At 71.7% G+C, this 21,580-nt stretch carries 16 protein-coding genes and 1 riboswitch; of the genes, 9 read left to right on the forward strand and 7 right to left on the reverse strand.

What is annotated here, in order from left to right:
* The first annotated feature begins 58 nt into the window (after positions 1-58).
* The 3 genes from ABZ898_RS12930 to ABZ898_RS12940 all read left to right on the forward strand — a co-directional run bounded on the left by ABZ898_RS12930 (position 59) and on the right by ABZ898_RS12940 (position 1,867).
* The gene (locus ABZ898_RS12930; RefSeq protein ID WP_361656648.1) at positions 59-271 is read left to right on the forward strand and encodes a DUF5326 family protein; all 213 of its coding nucleotides are present in this window, start codon (positions 59-61) and stop codon (positions 269-271) included.
* Between the two features lie 275 nt (positions 272-546).
* Positions 547-1,332: an IclR family transcriptional regulator C-terminal domain-containing protein gene (locus tag ABZ898_RS12935; RefSeq protein ID WP_361656651.1), complete on the forward strand. Its 786-nt coding sequence runs from the start codon at positions 547-549 to the stop codon at positions 1,330-1,332.
* A gap of 97 nt (positions 1,333-1,429) precedes the next feature.
* Positions 1,430-1,867, forward strand: a complete 438-nt coding sequence (locus tag ABZ898_RS12940; protein ID WP_361656653.1) for an SsgA family sporulation/cell division regulator — start codon at positions 1,430-1,432, stop codon at positions 1,865-1,867.
* Between the two features lie 137 nt (positions 1,868-2,004).
* Here ABZ898_RS12940 and ABZ898_RS12945 read toward each other — a convergent pair whose 3' ends face one another.
* Entirely contained in the window at positions 2,005-3,417 is a 1,413-nt protein-coding gene (locus ABZ898_RS12945; protein WP_361656655.1) for a YibE/F family protein, read from the reverse strand.
* Positions 3,418-3,489: 72 nt separating this feature from the next.
* A riboswitch (TPP riboswitch) is annotated at positions 3,490-3,662 on the forward strand.
* Here ABZ898_RS12945 and thiC point away from each other — a divergent pair.
* Positions 3,655-5,460: a phosphomethylpyrimidine synthase ThiC gene (gene thiC, locus ABZ898_RS12950; protein ID WP_361656658.1), complete on the forward strand. Its 1,806-nt coding sequence runs from the start codon at positions 3,655-3,657 to the stop codon at positions 5,458-5,460. It overlaps the preceding riboswitch by 8 nt.
* Here thiC and ABZ898_RS12955 read toward each other — a convergent pair.
* The 3 genes from ABZ898_RS12955 to ABZ898_RS12965 all read right to left on the reverse strand — a co-directional run bounded on the left by ABZ898_RS12955 (position 5,457) and on the right by ABZ898_RS12965 (position 9,009).
* Positions 5,457-6,317 carry a hypothetical protein gene (locus ABZ898_RS12955; RefSeq protein WP_361656660.1) on the reverse strand — a complete coding sequence of 287 codons (861 nt, stop codon included), beginning with the start codon at positions 6,315-6,317 and terminating at the stop codon, positions 5,457-5,459. The two genes, thiC and ABZ898_RS12955, sit on opposite strands and share 4 nt — an antisense overlap.
* A 200-nt stretch (positions 6,318-6,517) precedes the next feature.
* Positions 6,518-7,588 (reverse strand): metallophosphoesterase, encoded by a 1,071-nt coding sequence (locus ABZ898_RS12960; protein WP_361656663.1) that lies wholly within the window; start codon positions 7,586-7,588, stop codon positions 6,518-6,520.
* Positions 7,589-7,896: 308 nt separating this feature from the next.
* On the reverse strand, positions 7,897-9,009 hold the full coding sequence (locus ABZ898_RS12965; RefSeq protein ID WP_361656666.1) for a LacI family DNA-binding transcriptional regulator: 1,113 nt from the start codon (positions 9,007-9,009) through the stop codon (positions 7,897-7,899).
* A 434-nt stretch (positions 9,010-9,443) separates the two neighbouring features.
* On the opposite strand from ABZ898_RS12965, the gene hisC reads away from it, so the two are divergent.
* The 4 genes from hisC (at position 9,444) to cydD (ending at position 16,911) form a co-directional block, all read left to right on the forward strand.
* The gene (hisC, locus tag ABZ898_RS12970; protein ID WP_361656668.1) at positions 9,444-10,532 is read left to right on the forward strand and encodes a histidinol-phosphate transaminase; all 1,089 of its coding nucleotides are present in this window, start codon (positions 9,444-9,446) and stop codon (positions 10,530-10,532) included.
* Positions 10,533-10,762: 230 nt separating this feature from the next.
* Positions 10,763-12,271: a cytochrome ubiquinol oxidase subunit I gene (locus ABZ898_RS12975; RefSeq protein ID WP_361656671.1), complete on the forward strand. Its 1,509-nt coding sequence runs from the start codon at positions 10,763-10,765 to the stop codon at positions 12,269-12,271.
* 15 nt (positions 12,272-12,286) lie between these two features.
* Positions 12,287-13,291 (forward strand): cytochrome d ubiquinol oxidase subunit II, encoded by a 1,005-nt coding sequence (gene cydB / locus ABZ898_RS12980; protein WP_361656674.1) that lies wholly within the window; start codon positions 12,287-12,289, stop codon positions 13,289-13,291.
* 59 nt (positions 13,292-13,350) lie between these two features.
* Positions 13,351-16,911 carry a thiol reductant ABC exporter subunit CydD gene (gene cydD / locus ABZ898_RS12985; protein WP_361656677.1) on the forward strand — a complete coding sequence of 1,187 codons (3,561 nt, stop codon included), beginning with the start codon at positions 13,351-13,353 and terminating at the stop codon, positions 16,909-16,911.
* A 22-nt stretch (positions 16,912-16,933) separates the two neighbouring features.
* Here the strand turns inward: cydD and ABZ898_RS12990 are convergent, their stop codons facing one another.
* Positions 16,934-17,860 carry a Cof-type HAD-IIB family hydrolase gene (locus ABZ898_RS12990; protein ID WP_361656680.1) on the reverse strand — a complete coding sequence of 309 codons (927 nt, stop codon included), beginning with the start codon at positions 17,858-17,860 and terminating at the stop codon, positions 16,934-16,936.
* A gap of 108 nt (positions 17,861-17,968) precedes the next feature.
* On the opposite strand from ABZ898_RS12990, the gene ABZ898_RS12995 reads away from it, so the two are divergent.
* A complete protein-coding gene (locus tag ABZ898_RS12995) occupies positions 17,969-18,871 on the forward strand; it encodes an LLM class flavin-dependent oxidoreductase (protein ID WP_361656683.1) in 903 nt (300 codons plus the stop codon).
* 16 nt (positions 18,872-18,887) lie between these two features.
* On the opposite strand, the gene ABZ898_RS13000 is transcribed toward ABZ898_RS12995, so the two are convergent.
* Both ABZ898_RS13000 and ABZ898_RS13005 read right to left on the reverse strand, forming a co-directional pair.
* Positions 18,888-19,436, reverse strand: coding sequence for an RNA 2'-phosphotransferase (locus ABZ898_RS13000; RefSeq protein ID WP_361657056.1), 549 nt, complete (start codon positions 19,434-19,436; stop codon positions 18,888-18,890).
* Positions 19,437-19,701: 265 nt separating this feature from the next.
* On the reverse strand, positions 19,702-21,456 hold the full coding sequence (locus ABZ898_RS13005; protein WP_361656685.1) for an SDR family oxidoreductase: 1,755 nt from the start codon (positions 21,454-21,456) through the stop codon (positions 19,702-19,704).
* Between the last annotated feature and the right edge of the window lie 124 nt (positions 21,457-21,580).

A 21,580-nucleotide genomic window follows, 5' to 3' on the forward strand; every position in this document is an offset into this window, starting at 1 on the left:
TCGTCGGCTCTAGCATCGAAGCGGGACATCGAGAACTGCTAGCGCAAAGGACGAGGCGATGCGAGAGATCTTCGCGGGGATGCCGTGGTGGGTGAAGTGGGTCGCGGTGCCGGTCATCGCCCTGGTCGTGTTCGGCGGTCTGATAGCGACCGTGGTCGGCTTCCTGATCGGCCTGCTCTTCAAGGCCCTGCTCTTCGTCGCCCTGGTCGGCGGACTCATCTACGTGGTCCGGAAGTTCACCGCCGGCTCCTCCTCGCGCGGCGACTGGTGACGCGCGCGGGAGCCGGGGAGCGGTAACACGGGGCGCCGGTTCCCTCGGGGGAGGGAAGTTTCCCCGGCAGGCCGTCCGCGCGCGGTGGTGGACGGTTAGAGTCCGGAACTCCCGTGGGGCCCCGAACCCCACGGGCGGCACGCACCCCACCCGTGTCCACCCCGCACGGGCCGCCCCCACCTCCGCGCTTCGGGAGTTACTCCTTGGCCACGGTCGACACCGCCCCGGCAGGAACCCACGCACCCCCGGCTCCGGTGCGTTCCTGCGCACCTCCCATGCAGCGGCCGCCCGCCGTCACCGCGTCCGACAAGCACTCCGCGACCCTCATCGGGTCCGTCCAGCGCGCGATGCGCCTGCTGGAGACGGTCGCCGGGCACGAGTACGGCGCTCCCGCCAAGCAACTCGCCCGCGAGACGGGCCTCGCGCTTCCCACCGCCTACCACCTGCTGCGCACCCTGGTCCACGAGGGCTATCTGCGCCGGGACAAGGGGCGGTTCTTCCTCGGTGACGCGGCGGACCGGCTCAGCAGCAGCGGAGCGCAGCAGAAACGTCGCAGCACGGTGGCCGACACCCTCGCGCACTGGCGCGACGCGATCGGGGCCCCGGTGTACTACGCGATGTACCGGGACGGCGAGATCGAGGTCATGTGCGTGGCCGACTCGCGGGAGAACCCGGCCGTCGCGGAGTGGGCCGACTTCCGCGAGACGGGACACGCCCACGCCATCGGGAAGTGCCTGCTCTCCCAGCTGGACGAGGAAGCCCGCCGCGACCACCTCTCGCGCTACCCGGTGCGCTCCCTCACGCCGTACACCGTGCGTGACAACGACGCCCTGTTGCGGCGGCTGGCCAGGACCCGGCGCATGGAACCGGTGGTGGAGCGGCAGGAGTACGCCCTCGGAGCGGTCTGTTCGGCCGTTCCGATCACTGTGGGTACAACCGCCGCGACGATGGCGATCTCCCTCCCGGCTCATCAGGCCGATCAACTTCCCTCCACCACACGGAGGTTGCAGTTGGAGATGGGGCGTCACATGGGGGCGCTCGCGCTCTCTATCAGCATCTGAAAACTCACTCCTTGTGATCTGCCATGCACGTTCAGCTAGATTTGACCCCGGTCGGGGATTAAACCCGGCCAGTCGACGTCATACGACGGGGTAGGCGATGCGCGAGTCCGTACAGGCAGAAGTCATGATGAGCTTTCTCGTCTCGGAGGAGCTTTCCTTCCGTATTCCGGTGGAGTTGCGCTACGAGACGAGTGATCCCTATGCGATCCGGCTCACCTTCCATCTGCCCGGCGACGCCCCGGTGACCTGGGTATTCGGCCGGGAGTTGATGATCGACGGAGTCGGCCGGCCGTGCGGCGAGGGAGATGTGCACATCGCCCCCGTCGACTGCGAGGTGCTGGGCGAGGTCCTGATCCGGCTTCAGGTCGGCGGCGACCAGGCGCTCTTCCGCTCCTCCACACCGCCGCTCGTGGCCTTCCTCGACCGCACCGACAAGCTGGTGCCGCTCGGGCAGGAGGGTGCGCTGGCCGACTTCGACACCCACCTCGACGAGGCGCTGGGCCGCATCCTGGCGGAGGAGCAGAGCGCGGGCTGAACCGGCAGGGGCGAAACGGCGCCGAGCGCCCACCGGGGCTCCGCGGACCTTTGAAGAAACGCTTCTGCAAGCCTTCCGCACGCCTGCTGCGAGCCTTCTTGCAAGCCTTCGGGGCCCGAGGACCCCGAAGGCACCTCTCAGCGCTTCCGGCGCCGTCCCCTGCCGCCCGGGGCCGCGACGGGCCGGTCGCCCGCGGGAGCCGCCGTACCGGGTGCGGGGCGGTCGGCCGAGACGACCAGGGCGGCGAGCGCGGTGGTGACCGGCACCGCGGCGACCAGACCGATCGAGCCGACCAGCGTGCGCACGATCTCCTCCGCCACCAGCTCGCTGGTGGCCACCGTGCCCACGCCGCTCTGCGCGATGGAGAACAGCAGCAGCAGGGGCAGCGCGGCGCCCGCGTAGGCGAGGACGAGGGTGTTGACGACGGAGGCGATGTGGTCGCGGCCGATGCGGATGCCCGCGCGGTACAGCGCGCGCCAGCCCATCGAGGGGTTGGCCTCGTGCAGCTCCCACACGGCCGAGGTCTGGGTGACCGTCACGTCGTCCAGCACACCCAGCGAGCCGATGATGACGCCCGCGAGCAGCAGGCCGCTCATGTCGATCGACGGGTAGAGACCGTGGATCAGGCCGGTGCTGTCGTCCGTGTTGCCGGTCAGCGCCGCCCAGCCGATGAACAGCGAGCCGAGGACGCCGATCAGCAGCAGTGAGACCAGTGTGCCGAGCACCGCGACGGAGGTCCGTGCGGAGAGGCCATGGCACATGTAGAGCGCGATGAGCATGATCGCGCTCGACCCGACCACCGCCACGAGCAGCGGGTTCGAGCCCTGCAGCACCGCGGGCAGGATGAACAGGGTCAGCACCAGGAAGCTGACGGCCAACGCCACCAGCGCCATCACCCCGCGCAGCCGGCCCACCACCACGACGGCGATCGCGAAGATCCCGGCGAGCAGCGCCATGGGGAACTTCCGGTCCAGGTCGGTGACCGCGTACTGGAGGTCCTTCGGCGCCGTGGGCTCGTAGGCGACCACGACCTTGTCGCCCTGGGCCAACTGCCGTGTCTGGTCCGGCTGCACCAGCTCGGTGAAGGTGCGGCCCCGGTCCTTGCCGGTGTCGACCCGGACCGTCGCCTTCTTGCAGGGACCCTTGTCGTCCTGGGGAGCCGCGCCCGCGCCCGAGGGGTCACCGGCCGGCGCTCCCTGGCCGCCGCCCGCCTTGCAGCTCACCGAGGTCACCTGGGTGACCGTGGCCTGCTGCGTCTGGCGATCGAAGCCGACCCCGGTGCGCTGGTGCGGCGGAGCCCCGCCGGGCCAGAGGGCCACCAGGCCCACGACGACGGCCACGCTGAACGGGATCAGGATCGCCGCGATCACCTTGCGCAGATGCTTGGAGACCGGCGCGGCGGGGCCGTGGCTGTGACTGTGCGAGTGGCCGTGCCCATGGCCGTGTCCGCCCCCGGAGCCGTGCTCGCCCCCGTCGCCGCGGCCCGGTCCGGAGCCGGGCCGGTGGGGTGGGCCGGGAGGCGGGTAGGGAGGCTGCTGTGTCGTGGTCACCGCCCGATCATCGCAAGAACACGGGAGGCCCACTGTTCATCCCGTCACACAGGGCGCTAGCGTGGGAGGCACCTTTGCACACGCGGGAGCTCGGAGCACCGGGCTGAGAGGGCGCTGACCTCCGTCGTTGCGATGTTTCACGTGGAACGTGGTTCGACGGGAACATCTGCGGACGGGAATCGCTGCGTCGACCGCCGAACCTGTTACCGGGTAATGCCGGCGTAGGGAGTAGGTCTCATGACCGACAAGGACGCACGCACGCCTGCCTCCACGCGGAACGCGACGGACACGTCGCCGCGCGAGGAGGCCGGGAAGTCCATCGGCTGGCACAAGGCGTATGTCGAGGGCTCGCGCCCCGACCTGCGGGTGCCGGTCCGTCAGGTGCATCTCACCAACGGAGGGTCGGTCACGCTGTACGACACCTCCGGCCCGTACACCGATCCGGAAGCCGGCACCGATGTCCGCAGGGGGCTGTCCCCCCTGCGGGAGAACTGGATCGTCGCCCGCGGCGACACCGAGGAGTACGCGGGGCGCCCCGTCCGTCCCGAGGACGACGGGATCAAGCACACCTCGCCGCGCGGTGGACTGCGCAACCTGGACGCCGTCTTCCCCGGACGGCCCCGCCAGCCCCGGCGCGGGCGGGCGGGCCGGGCGGTCACCCAGCTCACGTACGCCCGCCAGGGCGAGATCACGCCCGAGATGGAGTTCGTGGCGCTGCGGGAGAACGTCTCTCCCGAGGTGGTCCGCGAGGAGATCGCGGCGGGCCGCGCGGTGCTGCCCGCCAATGTGAACCACCCGGAGATCGAGCCGATGATCATCGGTAAGCGTTTCCTGGTGAAGGTCAACGCCAACATCGGCAACTCCGCCGTCACCTCCTCGATCGAGGAGGAGGTGGAGAAGATGACCTGGGCCACCCGCTGGGGCGCCGACACGGTCATGGACCTCTCCACCGGCCGCAACATCCACACCACCCGCGAGTGGGTGCTGCGCAACTCCCCCGTCCCCATCGGTACGGTGCCGCTCTACCAGGCGCTGGAGAAGGTCGACGGCAAGGCCGAGGAGCTGACCTGGGAGATCTACAAGGACACGGTGATCGAGCAGGCCGAACAGGGCGTGGACTACATGACGGTGCACGCGGGTGTGCGGCTGCCGTACGTCCCGCTGACGGCGAACCGCAAGACCGGCATCGTCTCGCGCGGCGGCTCGATCATGGCCGCCTGGTGCCTGGCGCACCACAAGGAGTCGTTCCTGTACGAGAACTTCGAGGAACTCTGCGAGATCCTCGCCGCCTACGACGTCACCTACTCGCTCGGTGACGGCCTGCGGCCCGGTTCGATCGCGGACGCCAACGACGAGGCTCAGTTCGCGGAGTTGCGGACGCTCGGGGAACTCAACCGGATCGCCAGGCGCTTCGACGTACAGACGATGATCGAGGGCCCCGGGCACGTCCCGATGCACAAGATCAAGGAGAACATCGACCTCCAGCAGGAGATCTGCGACGAGGCACCGTTCTACACGCTCGGCCCGCTGACCACCGACGTCGCGCCCGCGTACGACCACATCACCTCGGGCATCGGCGCCGCGATGATCGCCTGGTGGGGCACGGCGATGCTCTGTTACGTCACGCCCAAGGAGCACCTGGGCCTGCCGAACCGGGACGACGTCAAGACCGGCGTCATCACCTACAAGATCGCCGCCCACGCGGCCGACCTCGCCAAGGGCCACCCCGGCGCCCAGGAGTGGGACGACGCGCTCTCGGACGCCCGCTTCGAGTTCCGGTGGGAGGACCAGTTCAACCTCGCCCTGGACCCGGACACGGCACGGGAGTTCCACGACGAGACGCTGCCGGCCGAGCCCGCCAAGACGGCCCACTTCTGCTCCATGTGCGGTCCGAAGTTCTGCAGTATGAAGATCTCGCAGGACATCCGGCGTGAACACGGCGGGGACCGGGCCGAGATCGAGGAGGGCATGGCCAGGAAGTCCCAGGAGTTCGCGGCCTCGGGCAACCGCGTCTATCTGCCGCTCGCGGACGAGCGGAACTAGTCGGGCTGGTGTTCCGGCCCCCCGAAGTCGGGGCTCGTGTAGTCGGGGCTGCTGAAGCGGGGGCGGTCGGTGGCCGCTCCGTCGTCCGGGCTGCTGAAGCCGGGGCGGCCGTAGCCCAGGCGTGGCATCCGGCTCGGGCCGGGGGCCGGCAGGGGCTGTGCGGCGGGGGCGCCGGGCTGGGAGAGGGCGTCGCGCAGGAAGGGCAGGATGCCGCGTTCGAGCAGGGCCTCCCGCCACTCCTCGCGCGCCCTCGCCACCGCCTCGCGCGCCTCCTCCTGGGCGGCGGCCTCGGCGGAGGAGCTGTTGCGCAGCGCGGTGAGCAGCAGCGCCACACCGGCGACGAGGATGGCCACCGCCGTCACGGCGCCGAAGACCCAGCCGACAGTGATCATGGTCCGGCCGAACGCCAGGCCGGGAGCGGTCACCTTGAGGAGATAGCCCACCAGCAGGAAGATCACCGCGGCCGTCCCCGCGAGGACGGGGGCCAGCACCGCGATCATCGCGCTGGCTCCCGCACCGGCGCCCTCGGCGGTCTCGCCCAGGGCGGCGGCGAGCCCCAGAGCGCCCGACCCCGGTTCCCCCGTACCGGACGAGTCACCGGACGCCTCGGTCTCCGCCGCCGGCCGGCGCAGTTCCTCGCGGGTCTTGACGTAGTGCTGGTACTCGGTGGCGGCGGCCGCCGTGATGAGGGCCGTGGCGTTGAGGGCCATCGTGCGCAGCTGTTCCGGGTTGAGCCGCTGTCCGACGGCGGACAGTTCCGGGTGGTCGGGTGCGGAGCGCAGCGCCTCATCGAGGAACCGCTCGAATTCGCGGCGGTCCTCGCTCAGCAGGTGCTGCGGAACGCTGTTCATGTGCATCCCCCGATGCTCCGTAGGGCTTGGGGCTCGCATGGCGGCGAGCCGTCGGGCAGAAACGGAGGGGAGCCTGCTACGGATAAGCCGATGGTAGAGCTGTCACACCGCACGGTGACAGGGGGTTGCGGGAAATTGCGACGAGGCTCCGTGCCTTCTCCGCACCGGTCCGGCCCGGTGCCGGGCGGCGCGGAGAACGGTCAGGATTACAGAGGCAGTTGCTGGACCAGTAGCTTTCCGGCCATGGTCACGCCGCCGTCCATGGCGATGGCGAGGCCGTCCGCGTACACGTGCGGTCCCTCGACGTTGGGGCCGCCGCTGTCCTCGCCCTCCTCCGAGCCGACCTGGCCCAGCAGATAGGGAATCGGGCTGTGGCCGTGAACGACACGGTCGCCGCCGTACGTATCGAGGAGGGAGCGCACGGCGTCGGCGCCGCCCTCGTCGCGGAAGGAGAAGCGCTTGGTGAACTTCCGGAACAGGTCCCACACCTCGTCCGCGTCGTTGCGGGTCAGCGCCTCGCGGACGGTGTCGTTGACGGCCTCGATCGAGTCGCCGTAGTCGAGGTAGGCGGTGGTGTCGGAGTGGAGCAGCAGATAGCCGTCGACCTCCTCGACCGCGTCGAGCCGGGCCATCCACTGCAGGTGGTGGTCCTGGAGGCGGTCCATGTCGGTCTTCTGGCCGCCGTTGAGCAGCCAGGCGGCCTGGAAGGTGGCGGTGCCCGCGCCGGAGTTGACCGGGGTGTCGCCGAAGCGCTTGGCGCCCAGCAGCAGCAGCTCGTGGTTGCCCATGAGGGCCTTGCAGTAACCGCCGGCCGCGGCGGCCTCGGCGGACAGCCGCATCACGAGGTCGATGACGCCGATGCCGTCGGGGCCCCGGTCGGTGAAGTCGCCGAGGAACCAGAGCCGGGCGGTGCCCGCGCACCACTGGCCGGCCTCGTCGATCAGGCCCTTGGTCCGCAGGGCGGTCAGCAGCTCCTCGATGTAGCCGTGGACGTCGCCCACGACGAACAGCGGGCCGGGGCCGTCGCCGGGCTGCGGCGCCGGTGCGGCCGGGGCCGGGTCGGCGGGCGGCTGGAGGGCCTCGCCGCGCCGGATGACCGGCAGGTCCCGCTCGGTCGGGGTGTACCCCTCGGGGTGCTCCGCCTCGTGCGCGGGGACGACGTCACCGGGGTGCACGTCTGCGTACGGACCGGTCTCATGGACGTAAGCGGGCACCCGGAAGTCGCGCAACGTCGCCGTCCGCTCCGTCTCGGGTCCCAGACCGGCCCCCTGAGTCATCAGACCCCTCCACCATCGCGCCGAAGCTGCACCGCCTCGGACTGCCTGGTCGCAGCGGCCCGCGGTGTCGTGGGCCCATCATAGGAATGCGCGTCGCGCCATGTGATGACCCAGGGGTGGTGAATCGGAGCGAGGCTCCAGATCACCGAGGCTTTCCTCCCGGTTGTGCGGGTTTTCGACCGGTTGCACGGCTGTGATCGATCACCCGCCGGAGGGTCGCCCGCCCCGGTTCGGCGAGCCACGGCCGGCCCGGACGCGCCGCGCCGGACCGTCCGCCTCCGCCGGGCGCCCCCCTCGGGCCGGTTCCGTCAGCCGCGCTCCGGCATCCGGGGCGGACTGACCGTGGTGCGCGGGGGCCGGCGCTGGGACGAGGTGCGCACGATCAGCTCCGTCGGTATCACCTGCTCGACCGGCTGGTCGGAATCGACGCCTTCGATGGCGTCGATGAGGAGCTGCACGACCGCGGTGCCGATGCGGCGCGGCTTCAGCGAGAGCGTGGTGATGGGCGGCTCGGTGGTGGCGTAGACCGTGGACTCGCTGCAGCACACCAGCAGCAGGTCGTCGGGGACGCGCAGCCCGTAGCGCCGGGCGGCGGCGAGCAGGTCGGTGCCGTTGGGGTCGAAGAGGCCGTAGACGGCGTCCGGGCGGTCGGGGCGGGCGAGCAGCCGGTCGGCGGCGACGGCGCCCGCGCACGGATCGTGCGCGGGGTACGCCTCGTAGACGGGGTCCTGGCCGACCCGCTCGCACCAGCGGAGGTAGGCGGTGGTGGACAGATGGGTGTACGTGTCCGTCGTGGTGCCGGTGAGGAGTCCGATCCGGCGCGCCCCGGCGGCGGCCAGATGGTCGAGGATGCCGAGGACGGCGGCCTCGTGGTCGTTGTCGACCCAGGCGGTGACGGGGAGGGCGCCGGCGGGGCGGCCGTCGGAGACGACCGGTAAGCCCTGCCGGACCAGCTCGCTGACGACCGGGTCCTGGTCGGAGGGGTCGATGACGACGGTCCCGTCCAGCGCCACGTTGGACCACACGTCGTGGCGGGAGGTCGCCGGAAGGATGACGAGGGCGTAGCCGCGGGCGAGCGCGGCGGAGGTGGCGGCCCGCGCCATCTCGGCGAAGTAGGCGAACTCGGTGAAGGTGAAAGGTTCATCCCCGTACGTGGTGACGGTCAGGCCGATCAGGCCGGACTTGCCGGTACGGAGGGTGCGGGCGGCGGCCGAGGGCCGGTAACCCAGTCGGTCCGCGACCTCGCGGACATGGCGGCGGGTGGCGTCCGGGAGCCGCCCCTTGCCGTTGAGGGCGTCGGAGACGGTCGTGATGGAGACCCCGGCGGCGGCGGCCACGTCTCTGATGCCCGCCCGGCCCGGCCGGGTGCCCCGCCGGGAGGTTTCCGTGCGGCTCACCTGGTGCTTCCCTGCTGCTGTCATGGCGAGCCGATAGTAGGGCTCCTTCGGTGGGGTAGTGCGGACGCATATGCATGCGTTGACAGGCACGTTTCTGCATGGTCGTAAGCCCTCAACGGCCTTTGAATGCATGTCAGTTGGCTGACTGGATGGCAGTACGTGACTTGTCGGCGCGTGTGGGCCTGCCAAGTGCCCGATGTTTCGAAGAGGTCTCAACTCACCTTCACGAGGGATGCGCGCCACGGCGCGAGCCACCGGCGCATGGGCAAATGCGCGATGCGCCCCCTATTGCGGGACCGGTCGGCCGGTCACCCGGTGAGGCTCCTGATGCCTCGAGGGACGGCGGAGACCGCGAGTCGGGTCGCGCCGGTACGCAAGCGCCCCGAATCCTCATAAGGTGAGGAGTATTGGATGCCGGCGGCGTCGACGGTCCGCCGGTGGTCACGAGGAGGACTGCGGTGAGCGAGACGAGCCCCAAGCTGCGCGCCGAGCTGGAGGGTATCCCCACCTACAAGCCGGGCAGGCCCGCCGCGGCCGACGGGCCGGTCGCCTACAAGCTGTCCTCCAACGAGAACCCCTATCCCCCGCTGGCCGGTGTCATGGAGCGGGTCGCCGCGGCCGTCACCGAGTTCAACCGCTACCCCGACATGGCGTGCGGCGGTCTGATGGACGAACTGGCGGAGCGCTTCGGCGTCCCGGTCTCCCACCTGGCCACGGGCACCGGCTCGGTCGGCGTGGCCCAGCAGCTGGTGCAGGCGACCAGCGGGCCGGGCGACGAGGTGATCTACGCCTGGCGCTCCTTCGAGGCGTACCCGATCATCACCCGGATCAGCGGCGCGACGCCGGTGCAGGTGCCGCTCACCCCGGGCGATGTGCACGACCTGGACGCGATGGCGGACGCGATCACCGAGCGGACCCGGCTCATCTTCGTCTGCAACCCCAACAACCCGACCGGCACCGTGGTGCGGCGGGCCGAACTGGAGCGGTTCCTCGACCGAGTGCCGCGCGACGTGCTGGTGGTGCTGGACGAGGCGTACCGGGAGTTCATCCGCGACCCCGAGGTGCCCGACGGCGTCGAGCTGTACCGGGACCGGCCGAACGTCTGCGTGCTGCGCACGTTCTCCAAGGCGTACGGCCTGGCCGGGCTGCGGGTCGGTTTCGCCATCGCGCACGAGCCGGTGGCGGCCGCGCTGCGCAAGACGGCGGTGCCGTTCGGCGTCAGCCATGTCGCGCAGGAGGCGGCGATCGCCTCGCTGCAGGCCGAGGACGAACTGCTGGGCCGGGTGGGGTCGCTGGTGTGCGAGCGTGCCCGGGTGGTCGACGCGCTGCGCGCGCAGGGCTGGACGGTCCCGGAGACGCAGGCCAATTTCGTGTGGCTGCGGCTGGGGGAGCGGACCGCCGAGTTCGCGGCGGCGTGCGAGGACCACGGTGTGATGGTGCGGCCGTTCCCCAGTGAGGGTGTGCGGGTGACGGTCGGGGAGACCGAGGCGAACGACCTGTTCCTGAAGGCCGCGGAGGCGTTCCGCCGGGAGGCCGCGCAGGGCTGAGCGAGCGCCGTCCGACGTCATGGGTCCCGCCGTCCGGCGGGGCCCTTCGTCGTTGCGGGCATGTCCCGCGGGGGCCGGGGGGACCCCCTCTTCCGCAGGCGAAAACGTGTGCGCCATAATGGCTTGTGAATGTGAACGCTTTCACAAGCTCCGTTCGGACTGCTCCCTGCGTGTGAGGCCTGACCGCCAGAACGCCGCGTCCGGACGGCGGAGTTAGGAGGGGTGACGACGTGGAAATGGCGCTGGCGCCGGAGACCCTGGCGCGCTGGCAGTTCGGCATCACCACCGTCTATCACTTTCTGTTCGTCCCCCTGACGATCTCCCTGGCCGCGCTCACGGCCGGGCTGGAGACGGCCTGGGTGCGCACGGAGAAGGAGGTCTACCTCAGGGCCACGAAGTTCTGGGGCAAGCTCTTCCTGATCAACATCGCGATGGGCGTGGTCACCGGCATCGTGCAGGAGTTCCAGTTCGGGATGAACTGGTCGGACTACTCACGCTTCGTCGGGGACGTCTTCGGCGCCCCGCTGGCGTTCGAGGCGCTCATCGCCTTCTTCTTCGAGTCGACCTTCATCGGGCTGTGGATCTTCGGCTGGGACAAGCTGCCGAAGCGCGTCCACCTGGCCTGCATATGGATGGTCTCGCTCGGCACGATCCTCTCGGCGTACTTCATCCTCGCGGCCAACTCCTGGATGCAGCACCCCGTCGGCTACCGCATCGACAAGGAGAGGGGGCGCGCCGAACTGACCGACTTCCTTGCCGTGCTGACCCAGAACACCGCGCTCAGCCAGGCGTTCCACACGCTCTCCGCGGCCTTCCTGACCGGGGGCGCGTTCATGGTGGGCATAGCCGCCTACCACCTGGCCCGCCGCCGGCACATCAGGGTGATGCGGACCTCGCTGCGGCTCGGCCTCGTCACGGTGGTCGTCGCCGGTCTGCTGACCGCGGTCAGCGGCGATGTGCTCGGCAAGGTGATGTTCAAGCAGCAGCCGATGAAGATGGCCGCCGCCGAGGCCCTGTGGGACGGTCAGAAACCCGCCCCCTTCTCGGTCTTCGCCTACGGCGACGTGGAGAAGGGCCACAACACCGTGGCCATCGAGGTGCCGGGACTGCTGTCCTTCCTGGCCAACGACGACTTCTCCTCGTACGTCCCGGGCATCAACGACGTCAACAAGGCCGAGCAGGAGAAGTTCGGGCCCGGCGACTACCGGCCCAACATCCCGGTCGCCTACTGGGGCTTCCGCTGGATGATCGGGTTCGGCATGGCCTCCTTCACCTTCGGGACGGTCGGGCTGTGGCTGACCCGGAAGAAGTTCCTGCTCCCCCGGCATCTGCGCACGGGCGACGACGAGGTGCCGCGTCTGGTGCCGTTCGGGAAGCGGGCGCTGGGCGCGGGGCTGACCCCCTGGTTCTGGCGCGTGGCCACCTGGACGATGGCCTTCCCGCTGATCGCCAACTCCTGGGGCTGGATCTTCACCGAGACGGGACGCCAGCCATGGGCCGTCTACGGCGTGCTGCAGACCCGGCACGCGGTCTCCCCCGGCGTCTCCCAGGCCGAGGTGGTCATCTCGATGGCCGTCTTCACCGCGCTGTACGCCGTTCTCGCGGTCGTCGAGGTCCGGCTGCTGGCCAAGTACGCCACGGCCGGACCGCCGGAGCTGACCGAGGCCGACCTCAACCCGCCCACGAAGATCGGCGGCGACCACCGCGACGCCGACCGGCCGATGGCCTTCTCGTACTAGCGCTGGGGAACAGCCATGGAACTGCATGACGTCTGGTTCGTACTAATAGCCGTGCTGTGGACCGGCTACTTCTTCCTGGAGGGGTTCGACTTCGGGGTCGGCGTCCTCACCCGGCTGCTCGCCCGTGACCGGCCCGAGCGGCGGGTGCTGATCAACACCATCGGGCCGGTGTGGGACGGCAACGAGGTGTGGCTGCTCACAGCGGGCGGGGCGACCTTCGCCGCCTTCCCGGAGTGGTACGCCACCCTGTTCTCCGGCTTCTACCTGCCGCTGCTGGTCATCCTGGTCTGCCTGATCGTCCGGGGCGTGGCCTTCGAGTACCGGGTCAAGCGGCCCGAGGAGAACTGGCAGCGCAACTGGGAGTGGGCGATCTTCTGGACCTCGCTGATCCCGGCGTTCCTGTGGGGCGTGGCCTTCGGGAACATCGCGCGCGGCGTGAAGATCGACCGGGACTTCGAGTACGTCGGCGGCCTGGGGGACCTCTTCAACCCCTACGCCCTGCTCGGCGGCGCGGTGACCCTCACCCTGTTCACCTTCCACGGGACGGTGTTCACGGCGCTCAAGACCGTCGGCGACATCCGGACCCGGGCCCGCCGGCTGGCGCTGCGCACCGCCCCGGTGACCGTCCTCCTGGCCTTCGGCTTCCTGGTCTGGACACAGCTGCACGGCGGGGACGACGCGAGCCTGGTCGCTCTCGTGGTGGCGGCCGCCGCCCTGGCCGGGGCCGTGGGGGCCATCTGGCGGGGGCGGGAAGGCTGGGCGTTCGCGCTGTCCGGGGTGACCATCGCGGCCACCGTGGCGATGCTGTTCCTGTCGCTCTTCCCGAACGTGATGCCGTCCACGCTCGACCCGGAGTGGAGCCTGACGGTGACCAACGCCTCGTCGAGCCCGTACACCTTGAAGATCATGACCTGGTGCGCCGCGATCGCCACCCCGCTCGTCATGCTGTACCAGGGCTGGACCTACTGGGTGTTCCGCAAGCGCATCGGTACCCAGCACATTGCCGAAGCCGCACACTGAGCGCCTCAAGGGTATGTTTCACGTGAAACACACTCTCGGGACTGAAGGACACGTTTCACGTGAAACCGATCGATCCCCGCCTCCTGCGTTACGCCCGTGCCACGCGCGTCTTCCTCGTGGCGGTCGTCCTCCTCGGCGGACTCGGCGCCGGACTGGTCATCGCTCAGGCGATGCTGATCGCCGAGGTGGTGGTCGGAGCCTTCCAGCAGGGTAAGTCCGCAGGTGACCTGGTCACTCCGCTGGCGCTGCTGGCCGCGGTGGCCTGTGGCCGCGCCCTGGTCTCCTGGCTCACCGAGCTGGCGGCGAACCGGGCCAGCGCGGCCGTGAAGTCCGAGCTGCGGGAGCGGCTCGTGGAGCGGGCCGCCGTGCTCGGTCCCGGCTGGCTGAGCGGACAGCGCACCGGCTCGCTGGTGACCCTGGCCACCCGTGGCGTCGACGCCCTGGACGACTACTTCTCGCGGTACCTCCCGCAGATGGGCCTCGCCCTGGTCGTCCCGGTGGCGGTACTGGCGCGGATCGTCACCGAGGACTGGGTCTCGGCGGCCATCATCGTGGGGACGCTGCCCCTCATCCCGATCTTCATGATGCTCATCGGCTGGGCCACCCAGTCCCGGATGGACCGGCAGTGGTCGCTGCTGTCCCGGCTGTCGGGCCACTTCCTCGACGTGGTCGCCGGCCTGCCCACGCTGAAGGTGTTCGGCCGGGCCAAGGCCCAGGCCGATTCCATCCGCAAGATCACCGGTGAGTACCGCCGCGCCACCATGCGCACCCTGCGGATCGCCTTCCTCTCCTCCTTCGCGCTGGAGCTGCTGGCCACGCTCTCCGTCGCCCTGGTCGCCGTCACGATCGGCATGCGGCTGGTGCACGGCGGCATGGACCTGTACATCGGCCTGGTCATCCTGATCCTGGCCCCCGAGGCGTACCTCCCGCTGCGCCAGGTGGGCGCGCAGTACCACGCGGCGGCGGAGGGGCTCGCGGCCGCGGAGGAGATCTTCGCCGTGCTGGAGACGCCGGTCCCGGCCACCGGCACCGCGCCGGTCCCCTCCGGCTCCGTGGCCTTCGACTCCGTGACGGTCCGCTACCCGGGCCGCTCGGCGGACGCCGTGACCGACGTGTCCTTCTCCGTGGAGCCCGGCGAGACCGTGGCGCTGATCGGGCCGAGCGGCGCGGGCAAGTCGACCCTGCTGAGCGTGCTGCTCGGCTTCGTACGGCCCACCGAGGGCCAGCTGCGCGTCGGCGGCGCCGACCTCGCCGACCTCGACCTGGAGCAGTGGCGCTCCCGGATCGCCTGGGTGCCGCAGCGGCCGCACCTGTACGCGGGGACCATCGAGGAGAACGTACGGCTGGCCCGTCCCGACGCGGACGACGCCGCCGTGCGCCGGGCGCTGGCCGACGCGGGCGCGCTGGAGTTCGTTGACGCGCTCCCCGAGGGCGCATGCACCGTGCTCGGCGAGGACGGGGCCGGGCTCTCCGCGGGCCAGCGGCAGCGGCTCGCCCTGGCCCGCGCCTTCCTCGCCGACCGGCCGGTGCTGCTCCTGGACGAGCCCACCGCCGCACTGGACGGCGCGACCGAGGCGGATGTCGTCGCGGCGGTGCGCCGGCTCGCGGTCGGCCGCACCGTACTGCTCGTCGTGCACCGGCCCGCGCTGCTGGAGGTCGCCGACCGGGTGGTGCGGCTGGAGCCGGCCGAGTCCTCCCCGGCGCCCGAGCCCGTCAAGGCCGAGGCGCTCGCGCCGGAGCCGTCCGCCACCGCGCTCGACGCGCCCCTGACCGAGCCCGCCGACGGCGGCACCGGCAAGCCCTTCTTCGCCGAGCCGGAGGACGCCGACGACGACCGGGGCGAGTCCGCGCCCGCACCCCAGACGGCCCGCGCACGGGGCGTCCTGGCGCGCGTCCGCTCCGTGGCCGCCGCCCGGCGCGGCCGCCTGCTCTTCGCACTGCTGCTCGGCAGCCTTGCCCTCGGCTGCGCCGTCGGACTGATGGCGACCTCCGGCTGGCTGATCTCCCGGGCCTCGCAGCAGCCCCCGGTGCTGTACCTGCTGGTGGCCGTGACGGCCACCCGGTTCTTCGGCATCGGCCGGGCCGTCTTCCGCTACAGCGAGCGGCTGGTGTCGCACGACGCCGTGCTGCGCATGCTCGCCGACACCCGCGTCGCCGTCTACAAGCGGCTGGAGCGCCTGGCCCCGGCCGGACTGCGGGGCACCCGGCGCGGCGACCTGCTCTCCCGGCTCGTCGCCGACGTGGACGCCTTCCAGGACTACTGGCTGCGCTGGCTGCTGCCCACCGGGGTGGCCGTCGTCGTCTCGGCCGCCTCGGTCGGCTTCACGGCCTGGCTGCTCCCCGAGGCCGGGCTCGTGCTCGCCGCGGGTCTGCTGCTCGCCGGGGTCGGCGTCCCGCTGATCACCGCGGCCGTCGCCCGGCGCACCGAACGACGACTGGCGCCCGCCCGGGGCGTGCTGTCCACCCGGGTGACCGACCTGCTCACCGGCACCGCCGAGCTGACCGTCGCCGGGGCGCTGCCCTCGCGCACGGCGGCCACCCGCGACGCCGACGGCGTCCTCACCCGGATCGCCTCCCGCGCGGCCGGGGCGACCGCGCTCGGCGACGGCCTCACCGCGCTGATCTCCGGACTCACCGTCACCGCCGCCGCGCTGCTGGGCGCCCAGGCGGCGGCCGGGGGCCGCATCCACGGCGTCGTGGTGGCCGTGGTCGTCCTCACCCCGCTGGCGGCCTTCGAGGCCGTGCTCGGCCTCCCGCTGGCCGTCCGCCACCGGCAGCGGGTCGCCCGCAGCGCGGAGCGGGTCTACGAGATCCTGGACGCCCCGGTGCCGGTCCACGAGCCCGAGCACCCCCGCGAGGCGCCCGCGTCGCCCTTCCCGCTCGTCGTGAAGGACCTGACCGCCCGCCACGAGGGCCAGCACCGCGACGCGCTCGACGGCCTGGACCTCACCCTGGACCGGGGCCGCCGGATCGCGGTGGTCGGCCCCTCGGGCTCCGGCAAGACCACCCTCGCCCAGGTGCTGCTCCGCTTCCTGGACCCGGGCTCGGGCACCTACACGCTGGCCGGGGTGCCGGCCGGCGCGATGGACGGCGACGAGGTACGGCGACTGGTCGGGCTGTGTGCCCAGGACGCGCACCTCTTCGACAGCTCCGTGCGGGAGAACCTCCTGCTGGCCCGGAAGGACGCGACCGAGGACGAGCTGCGGGACGTGCTGCTGCGCGCCCGGCTGCTGGACTGGGTGGACGGGCTCCCCGAGGGCCTGGACACGCATGTCGGCGAGCACGGGGCCCGGCTGTCCGGGGGCCAGCGGCAGCGCCTCGCGCTGGCCCGCGCGCTGCTCGCGGACTTCCCGGTGCTGGTCCTGGACGAGCCCGCCGAGCACCTGGACCTGCCCACGGCGGACGCGCTCACCGAGGACCTGCTGGCCGCGACCGAGGGCCGCACCACGCTGCTGATCACGCACCGGCTCGCCGGCCTCGCCGCCGTCGACGAGGTGATGGTGCTCGACGCGGGCCGCGTGGTGCAGCGCGGCCCCTACGCCGAGCTGGTCGCCGTGGAGGGCCCGCTGGCCGCGATGGCACGCCGCGAGGCCGAGGCGGAGTCCCTGGTGGTGCTGTAGCCGGCGGCCGCCGGCGGGGCGGTCAGAGCCGGCCGGCGAGGAGGTCCTCGATCACCCGGGCCACGCCGTCCTCGTTGTTGGCGTCGGTGCGGCCGGTGGCCGCGGCCAGGGTGTCGGGGTGGGCGTTGCCCATGGCGTAGGAGCGGCCTGCCCAGGTCAGCATCTCGATGTCGTTGGGCATGTCGCCGAAGGCGATGACCTCCTGACGCGAGATGCCGCGCTCGGCGCAGCACAGGGCCAGGGTGCTGGCCTTGGAGACGCCGGGGCCGCTCAGTTCCAGCAGGGCCCGGGGGCTGGAGCGGGTGACGTTGGCGTGGCCGCCGATCGCGATCCGGGCGAGGGTGAGGAAGGCGTCCGGGTCGAGCTCGGGGTGGTGGGCGAGGATCTTCAGCACCGGCTGGGCCGCCGCGACGCCGTCGGGCGCGAGGAGCTCCTCGGCGGGCCGGAGGGTGTCCGGGATCTCCATGTGCAGCTTGGGATAGGCGGGCTCCTGGTGGAAGCCGTAGGTCTGCTCGACCGCGAACAGGGTGCCGGGGGCGGCCTCGCGCAGCAGCTGCACGGACCGCAGGGCGTTCTCCCTGGCCAGCTCGCGCACCTTGACGAAGCGGTGGGCGCCCGGTCCGCCGTGCAGGTCGACCACGGCGGCACCGTTGCCGCAGATCGCCAGGCCGTGGCCGTGCACGTGCTCGCTGACGACGTCCATCCAGCGGGCGGGCCGGCCGGTGACGAAGAAGACCTCGACACCCGCCTCCTCGGCCGCGGCCAGCGCGGCGACGGTACGCGGCGAGACGGTGTTGTCGTCGCGCAGCAGGGTGCCGTCGAGGTCGGTGGCGATCAGGCGCGGCGCGGGGAGAGGGGCCCCTCCCTGTGCGGACCGGGCCGACGGCTGGGCGGAGGCCGGGGTCCCCGGCTGTCTGGTCGCTGAGGTCACCCGGTCATTCTCGCGCACCCGCGGGCGGGACCGGTTGCCACGGGGCGGGGAAGGGGCGCGGGGCCGGCGTCGGACGGGCCCGGACCGTGTCCCGGCCGCCTGTGCGGGCGTCGTAGGCTCGTCCGCATGGCCCTTCGTCTCAGTACCGTGATCCTTCCCGTCGACCGCTGGAGCGAGGGGGGACGGGAGAAATGGCAGCGGGCCGAGGAACTGGGGTTCCACGCGGCGTACACCTACGACCACCTGTCCTGGCGTTCCTTCCGGGACGGGCCGTGGTTCGGGGCGCTGCCCACGCTGACGGCCGCCGCCGGGGTGACCGAGCGGCTGCGGCTGGGGACGCTGGTGACCTCGCCGAACTTCCGCCACCCGGTGACGCTGGCCAAGGAACTGATCTCCCTGGACGACATCTCCGGCGGCCGGGTGACGCTGGGCATCGGGGCGGGCGGCTCCGGGTTCGACGCGACCGCGCTCGGGCAGGAGGCGTGGTCCCCGCGTGAGCGGGCCGGCCGGTTCGCGGAGTTCGTGACGCTGCTGGACCGGCTGCTGACCGAGGACGCGGTGTCGTACGCGGGCGAGAACTACTCGGCGCACGAGGCGCGCAACATCCCGGGCTGTGTGCAGCGGCCGCGGCTGCCGTTCGCGGTGGCGGCGACCGGCCCGCGCGGGCTGCGGCTGGCCGCCCGGTACGGGCAGGCGTGGGTGACCACGGGCGACCCGAAGCTGTTCGAGACCGGCACGCCCGAGCAGTCGGTGCGGGCGGTCGAGGGGCAGCTCGGCCGGCTCACGGATGCCTGCGCGGAGACCGGGCGGGACGTGACCGAGCTGGACAAGATCATGCTGACCGGGTTCACCCCGGACCGGAGCGGTCCGCTGCGGTCCGTCGACGCGTTCGTGGACTTCGCGGGCCGGTACGCCGCGCTGGGTGTCACCGAGCTGGTCGTCCACTGGCCGATCCCGGACTCGGACTTCGCGGCCGACCAGGCCGTCTTCGAGAAGATCGCCACCGAGGCCGTCGCGCAGCTCGGCTGACCGGGCGGGCCGGGGCTCAGCGCGGTTCGGACAAGCGCAGGTAGCGAGGCGGGACGGCGCCGGTCAGCCAGACGCCGTTGGCGCTGACGTGGAAGACGTGGCCGTCGCGGTGCATCGCCCCGGCGTCCACGGCGAGGACCACGGGCCGGCCGCGGCGGGCGCCGACCCGGGTGGCGGTCTCGCGGTCGGCCGAGAGATGGACGTCGTGCCGGTTCATGGGGCGCAGCCCCTCGGCACGGATCGCGTCCAGGCTGGGGGCGACGGTGCCGTGGTAGAGGTACGGCGGCGGGGTGGCCGGGGGCAGGCCGAGCGCGACCTCGACGCTGTGGCCCTGGCTGGCGCGGATGCGGCCGTCCTCGACGGCGAAGCGCCGCTTGTCGTTCACGGCCACGACGTGGTCCAGCTCGGCGCGGGTGACGGGGAAGCCGTGGGCGGCAGCTGCGGCGAGCAGCGTGTCGATCCCGACCCAGCCCGCCGGGTCGAGGGTGAGCCCGATGCGCTCGGGCTGGTGCCGCAGGTGCTTGGAGAGGTACTTGGACACCTTCACGGTGCGTCTGTCATCCATCATTTCTGATGTACCCATTTCTGTCATGTGATGCTTTTCGTATCTCCTTCTTCTCCGTCTGCTCCGCGTTTTCCGCCCCCCGTCAGCCTGCTGGAGAGACCCGGATCACGCATCCGATTTTCCTCCCGGAGGTTTGATCCACAGCCAACGCGGTTTATCCACAGGCATTTTGACGATTCTGTGGACAACTGGCGCCCGTTTCCCGTGGGTTGATCAACTTCGGTGCGATTCAGCGGGGATGAGGCTCACCGCACCGAGCCGGCCCTCACAACTTCGGCTCGATCCGCGCCAGTCTGCGTACCGCACCCGGCAGGAACCGGGACAGCAGATACGCGCCGCGTGCCTCGGGAGTCACCGGCGCCACGGCCCGGTTCTCCGCCACCGCGTCCAGGATCGCCCGAGCGACCTTCTCCGGCGGGTAGTTGCGCTTCCCGTAGAGCCGGGACGACCGCTCCCGGCGCCGCCGCGCCTCGGTCTCGTCCACCCCCGTGAAGCGTGCCGTCGAGGTGATGCCGGTGTTGACGATGCCGGGGCAGACGGCCGTGACTCCGATGTCCCGCGAGGCCAGTTCGGCGCGCAGGCATTCCGAGAGCATCAGCACCGCCGCCTTCGACGTGGCGTACGCGGGTAGCGCGCGGGAGGGCTGAAAGGCCGCCGCCGAGGCGATGTTGACGATGTGGCCGCCCTGTCCGCGCTCGGCCATGCGGGCCCCGAAGAGGCGGCAACCGTGGATCACCCCCCACAAGTTGACGTCCAGCACCCTGCGCCAGTCGTCCGGGGTCGTGGTGAGGAAGGAGCCGGACAGGCCGATGCCCGCGTTGTTGACCAGCAGGTCCAGCACCCCGTACTCGCGGTGCACGCGCTCGGCCAGCTTCTCCATGGCCTGCTCGTCGGAGACGTCCACCGTCTCCGCCCAGGCGTCCGACGCGCCTGCCTCCACGGCGAGTTCGGCGGTGCGGGCGGCGGTCCCGGCATCCCGGTCGACGGCCACCACCCGGGCCCCTGCCTGGGCAAGAGCGAGCGTCGTCGCGCGGCCGATCCCGCTGCCCGCGCCCGTCACCAGGGCCAACTGCCCGCCGAAGCGCCCCGCGTGACGCGCTTCGGCCGTGGGTTCCGGCTCTCCCCGCTCGACCGAGCCGACGAACTCCGAGACCCAGCGGGCCATGTGGTCCGGCCGGGTGCGCGGCACCCAGTGCCTGGCCGCGAGCGTGCGCCGGGTCAGCCTCGGTACCCACTGCTCCAGGTCGTCGTAGAGCCGCTCGGACAGGAACGCGTCGCCCTGCGGCGTGATGAGCTGCACCGGCACGTGCGCGACGGCGTCCGGGCGCGGACGGCGCAGCCGGGGGCGGACGTTGTCCCGGTAGAGCCACGCCCCGTGGGCCGCGTCCGAGGGGAGCGAGGCCGTCGGGTAGTCGCCGGCCGGGATCTTCTCGGCCCGCTCCAGCAGCTTCGGCCACCGCTTGCCCAGCGGCCCGCGCCAGACCAGTTCCGGGAGTACGGGTGTGTGCAGCAGGTACACGTACCAGGACTTGGCGCCCTGGCCCAGGAGCTGGCCCACCCGGCGCGGGGTCGGGCGCTTCACGCGTGCCCCGATCCAGTGGCCGAAGTGGTCCAGCGAGGGGCCCGAGACGGAGGTGAAGGAGGCGATGCGGCCGCGCGTGCGGGCGACCGTCACGAACTCCCAGGACTGCACCGACCCCCAGTCGTGCCCGACCAGGTGCACCGGCCGGTCCGGGCTCACCGCGTCGGCCACCGCGAGGAAGTCGTCCGTCAGCTTGGCCAGGGTGAAGCCGCCGCGCAGCGGTTTCGGCGCGGTCGAGGCGCCGTGGCCGCGCACGTCGTAGAGCACCACGTGGAAGCGGTCGGCCAGCCGGGCGGCCACCTCGGACCAGACCTCTTTGCTGTCCGGATAGCCGTGCACCAGCACCACGGTGGGGCGCTCCGGATCGCCCAGTTCGGCCACGCACAGCTCGATCCCGCCGGTGCGCACCCGCCGCTCACGCGCGTCCTTCAGCGTCACTTGTCCTCCGCCCGCATCCGCCCGTATCCGTCCAGCGAATGTGGCAGTTGTTAGAGGTGGCGTCAATAGGAAGGCTCGGAGCCCTGCCCCCCCAGGGCCCATCACCCCTAGGGCCCCGTACTAC

Source organism: Streptomyces sp. NPDC046860, from assembly GCF_040645115.1.
In the GTDB taxonomy this organism is placed as follows: Bacteria; Actinomycetota; Actinomycetes; order Streptomycetales; family Streptomycetaceae; genus Streptomyces.

Coding starts and splice junctions, on each gene's coding strand:
- ABZ898_RS13000 (WP_361657056.1), bottom strand. CDS start 19,436: ATGGATGACAGACGCACCGTGAAGGTGTCCAAGTACCTCTCCAAGCAC.
- ABZ898_RS12955 (WP_361656660.1), bottom strand. CDS start 6,317: ATGCACATGAACAGCGTTCCGCAGCACCTGCTGAGCGAGGACCGCCGC.
- ABZ898_RS12935 (WP_361656651.1), top strand. CDS start 547: ATGCAGCGGCCGCCCGCCGTCACCGCGTCCGACAAGCACTCCGCGACC.
- ABZ898_RS12940 (WP_361656653.1), top strand. CDS start 1,430: ATGCGCGAGTCCGTACAGGCAGAAGTCATGATGAGCTTTCTCGTCTCG.
- ABZ898_RS12930 (WP_361656648.1), top strand. CDS start 59: ATGCGAGAGATCTTCGCGGGGATGCCGTGGTGGGTGAAGTGGGTCGCG.
- ABZ898_RS12965 (WP_361656666.1), bottom strand. CDS start 9,009: ATGACAGCAGCAGGGAAGCACCAGGTGAGCCGCACGGAAACCTCCCGG.
- thiC (WP_361656658.1), top strand. CDS start 3,655: ATGACCGACAAGGACGCACGCACGCCTGCCTCCACGCGGAACGCGACG.
- ABZ898_RS12960 (WP_361656663.1), bottom strand. CDS start 7,588: ATGACTCAGGGGGCCGGTCTGGGACCCGAGACGGAGCGGACGGCGACG.
- cydB (WP_361656674.1), top strand. CDS start 12,287: ATGGAACTGCATGACGTCTGGTTCGTACTAATAGCCGTGCTGTGGACC.
- ABZ898_RS12995 (WP_361656683.1), top strand. CDS start 17,969: ATGGCCCTTCGTCTCAGTACCGTGATCCTTCCCGTCGACCGCTGGAGC.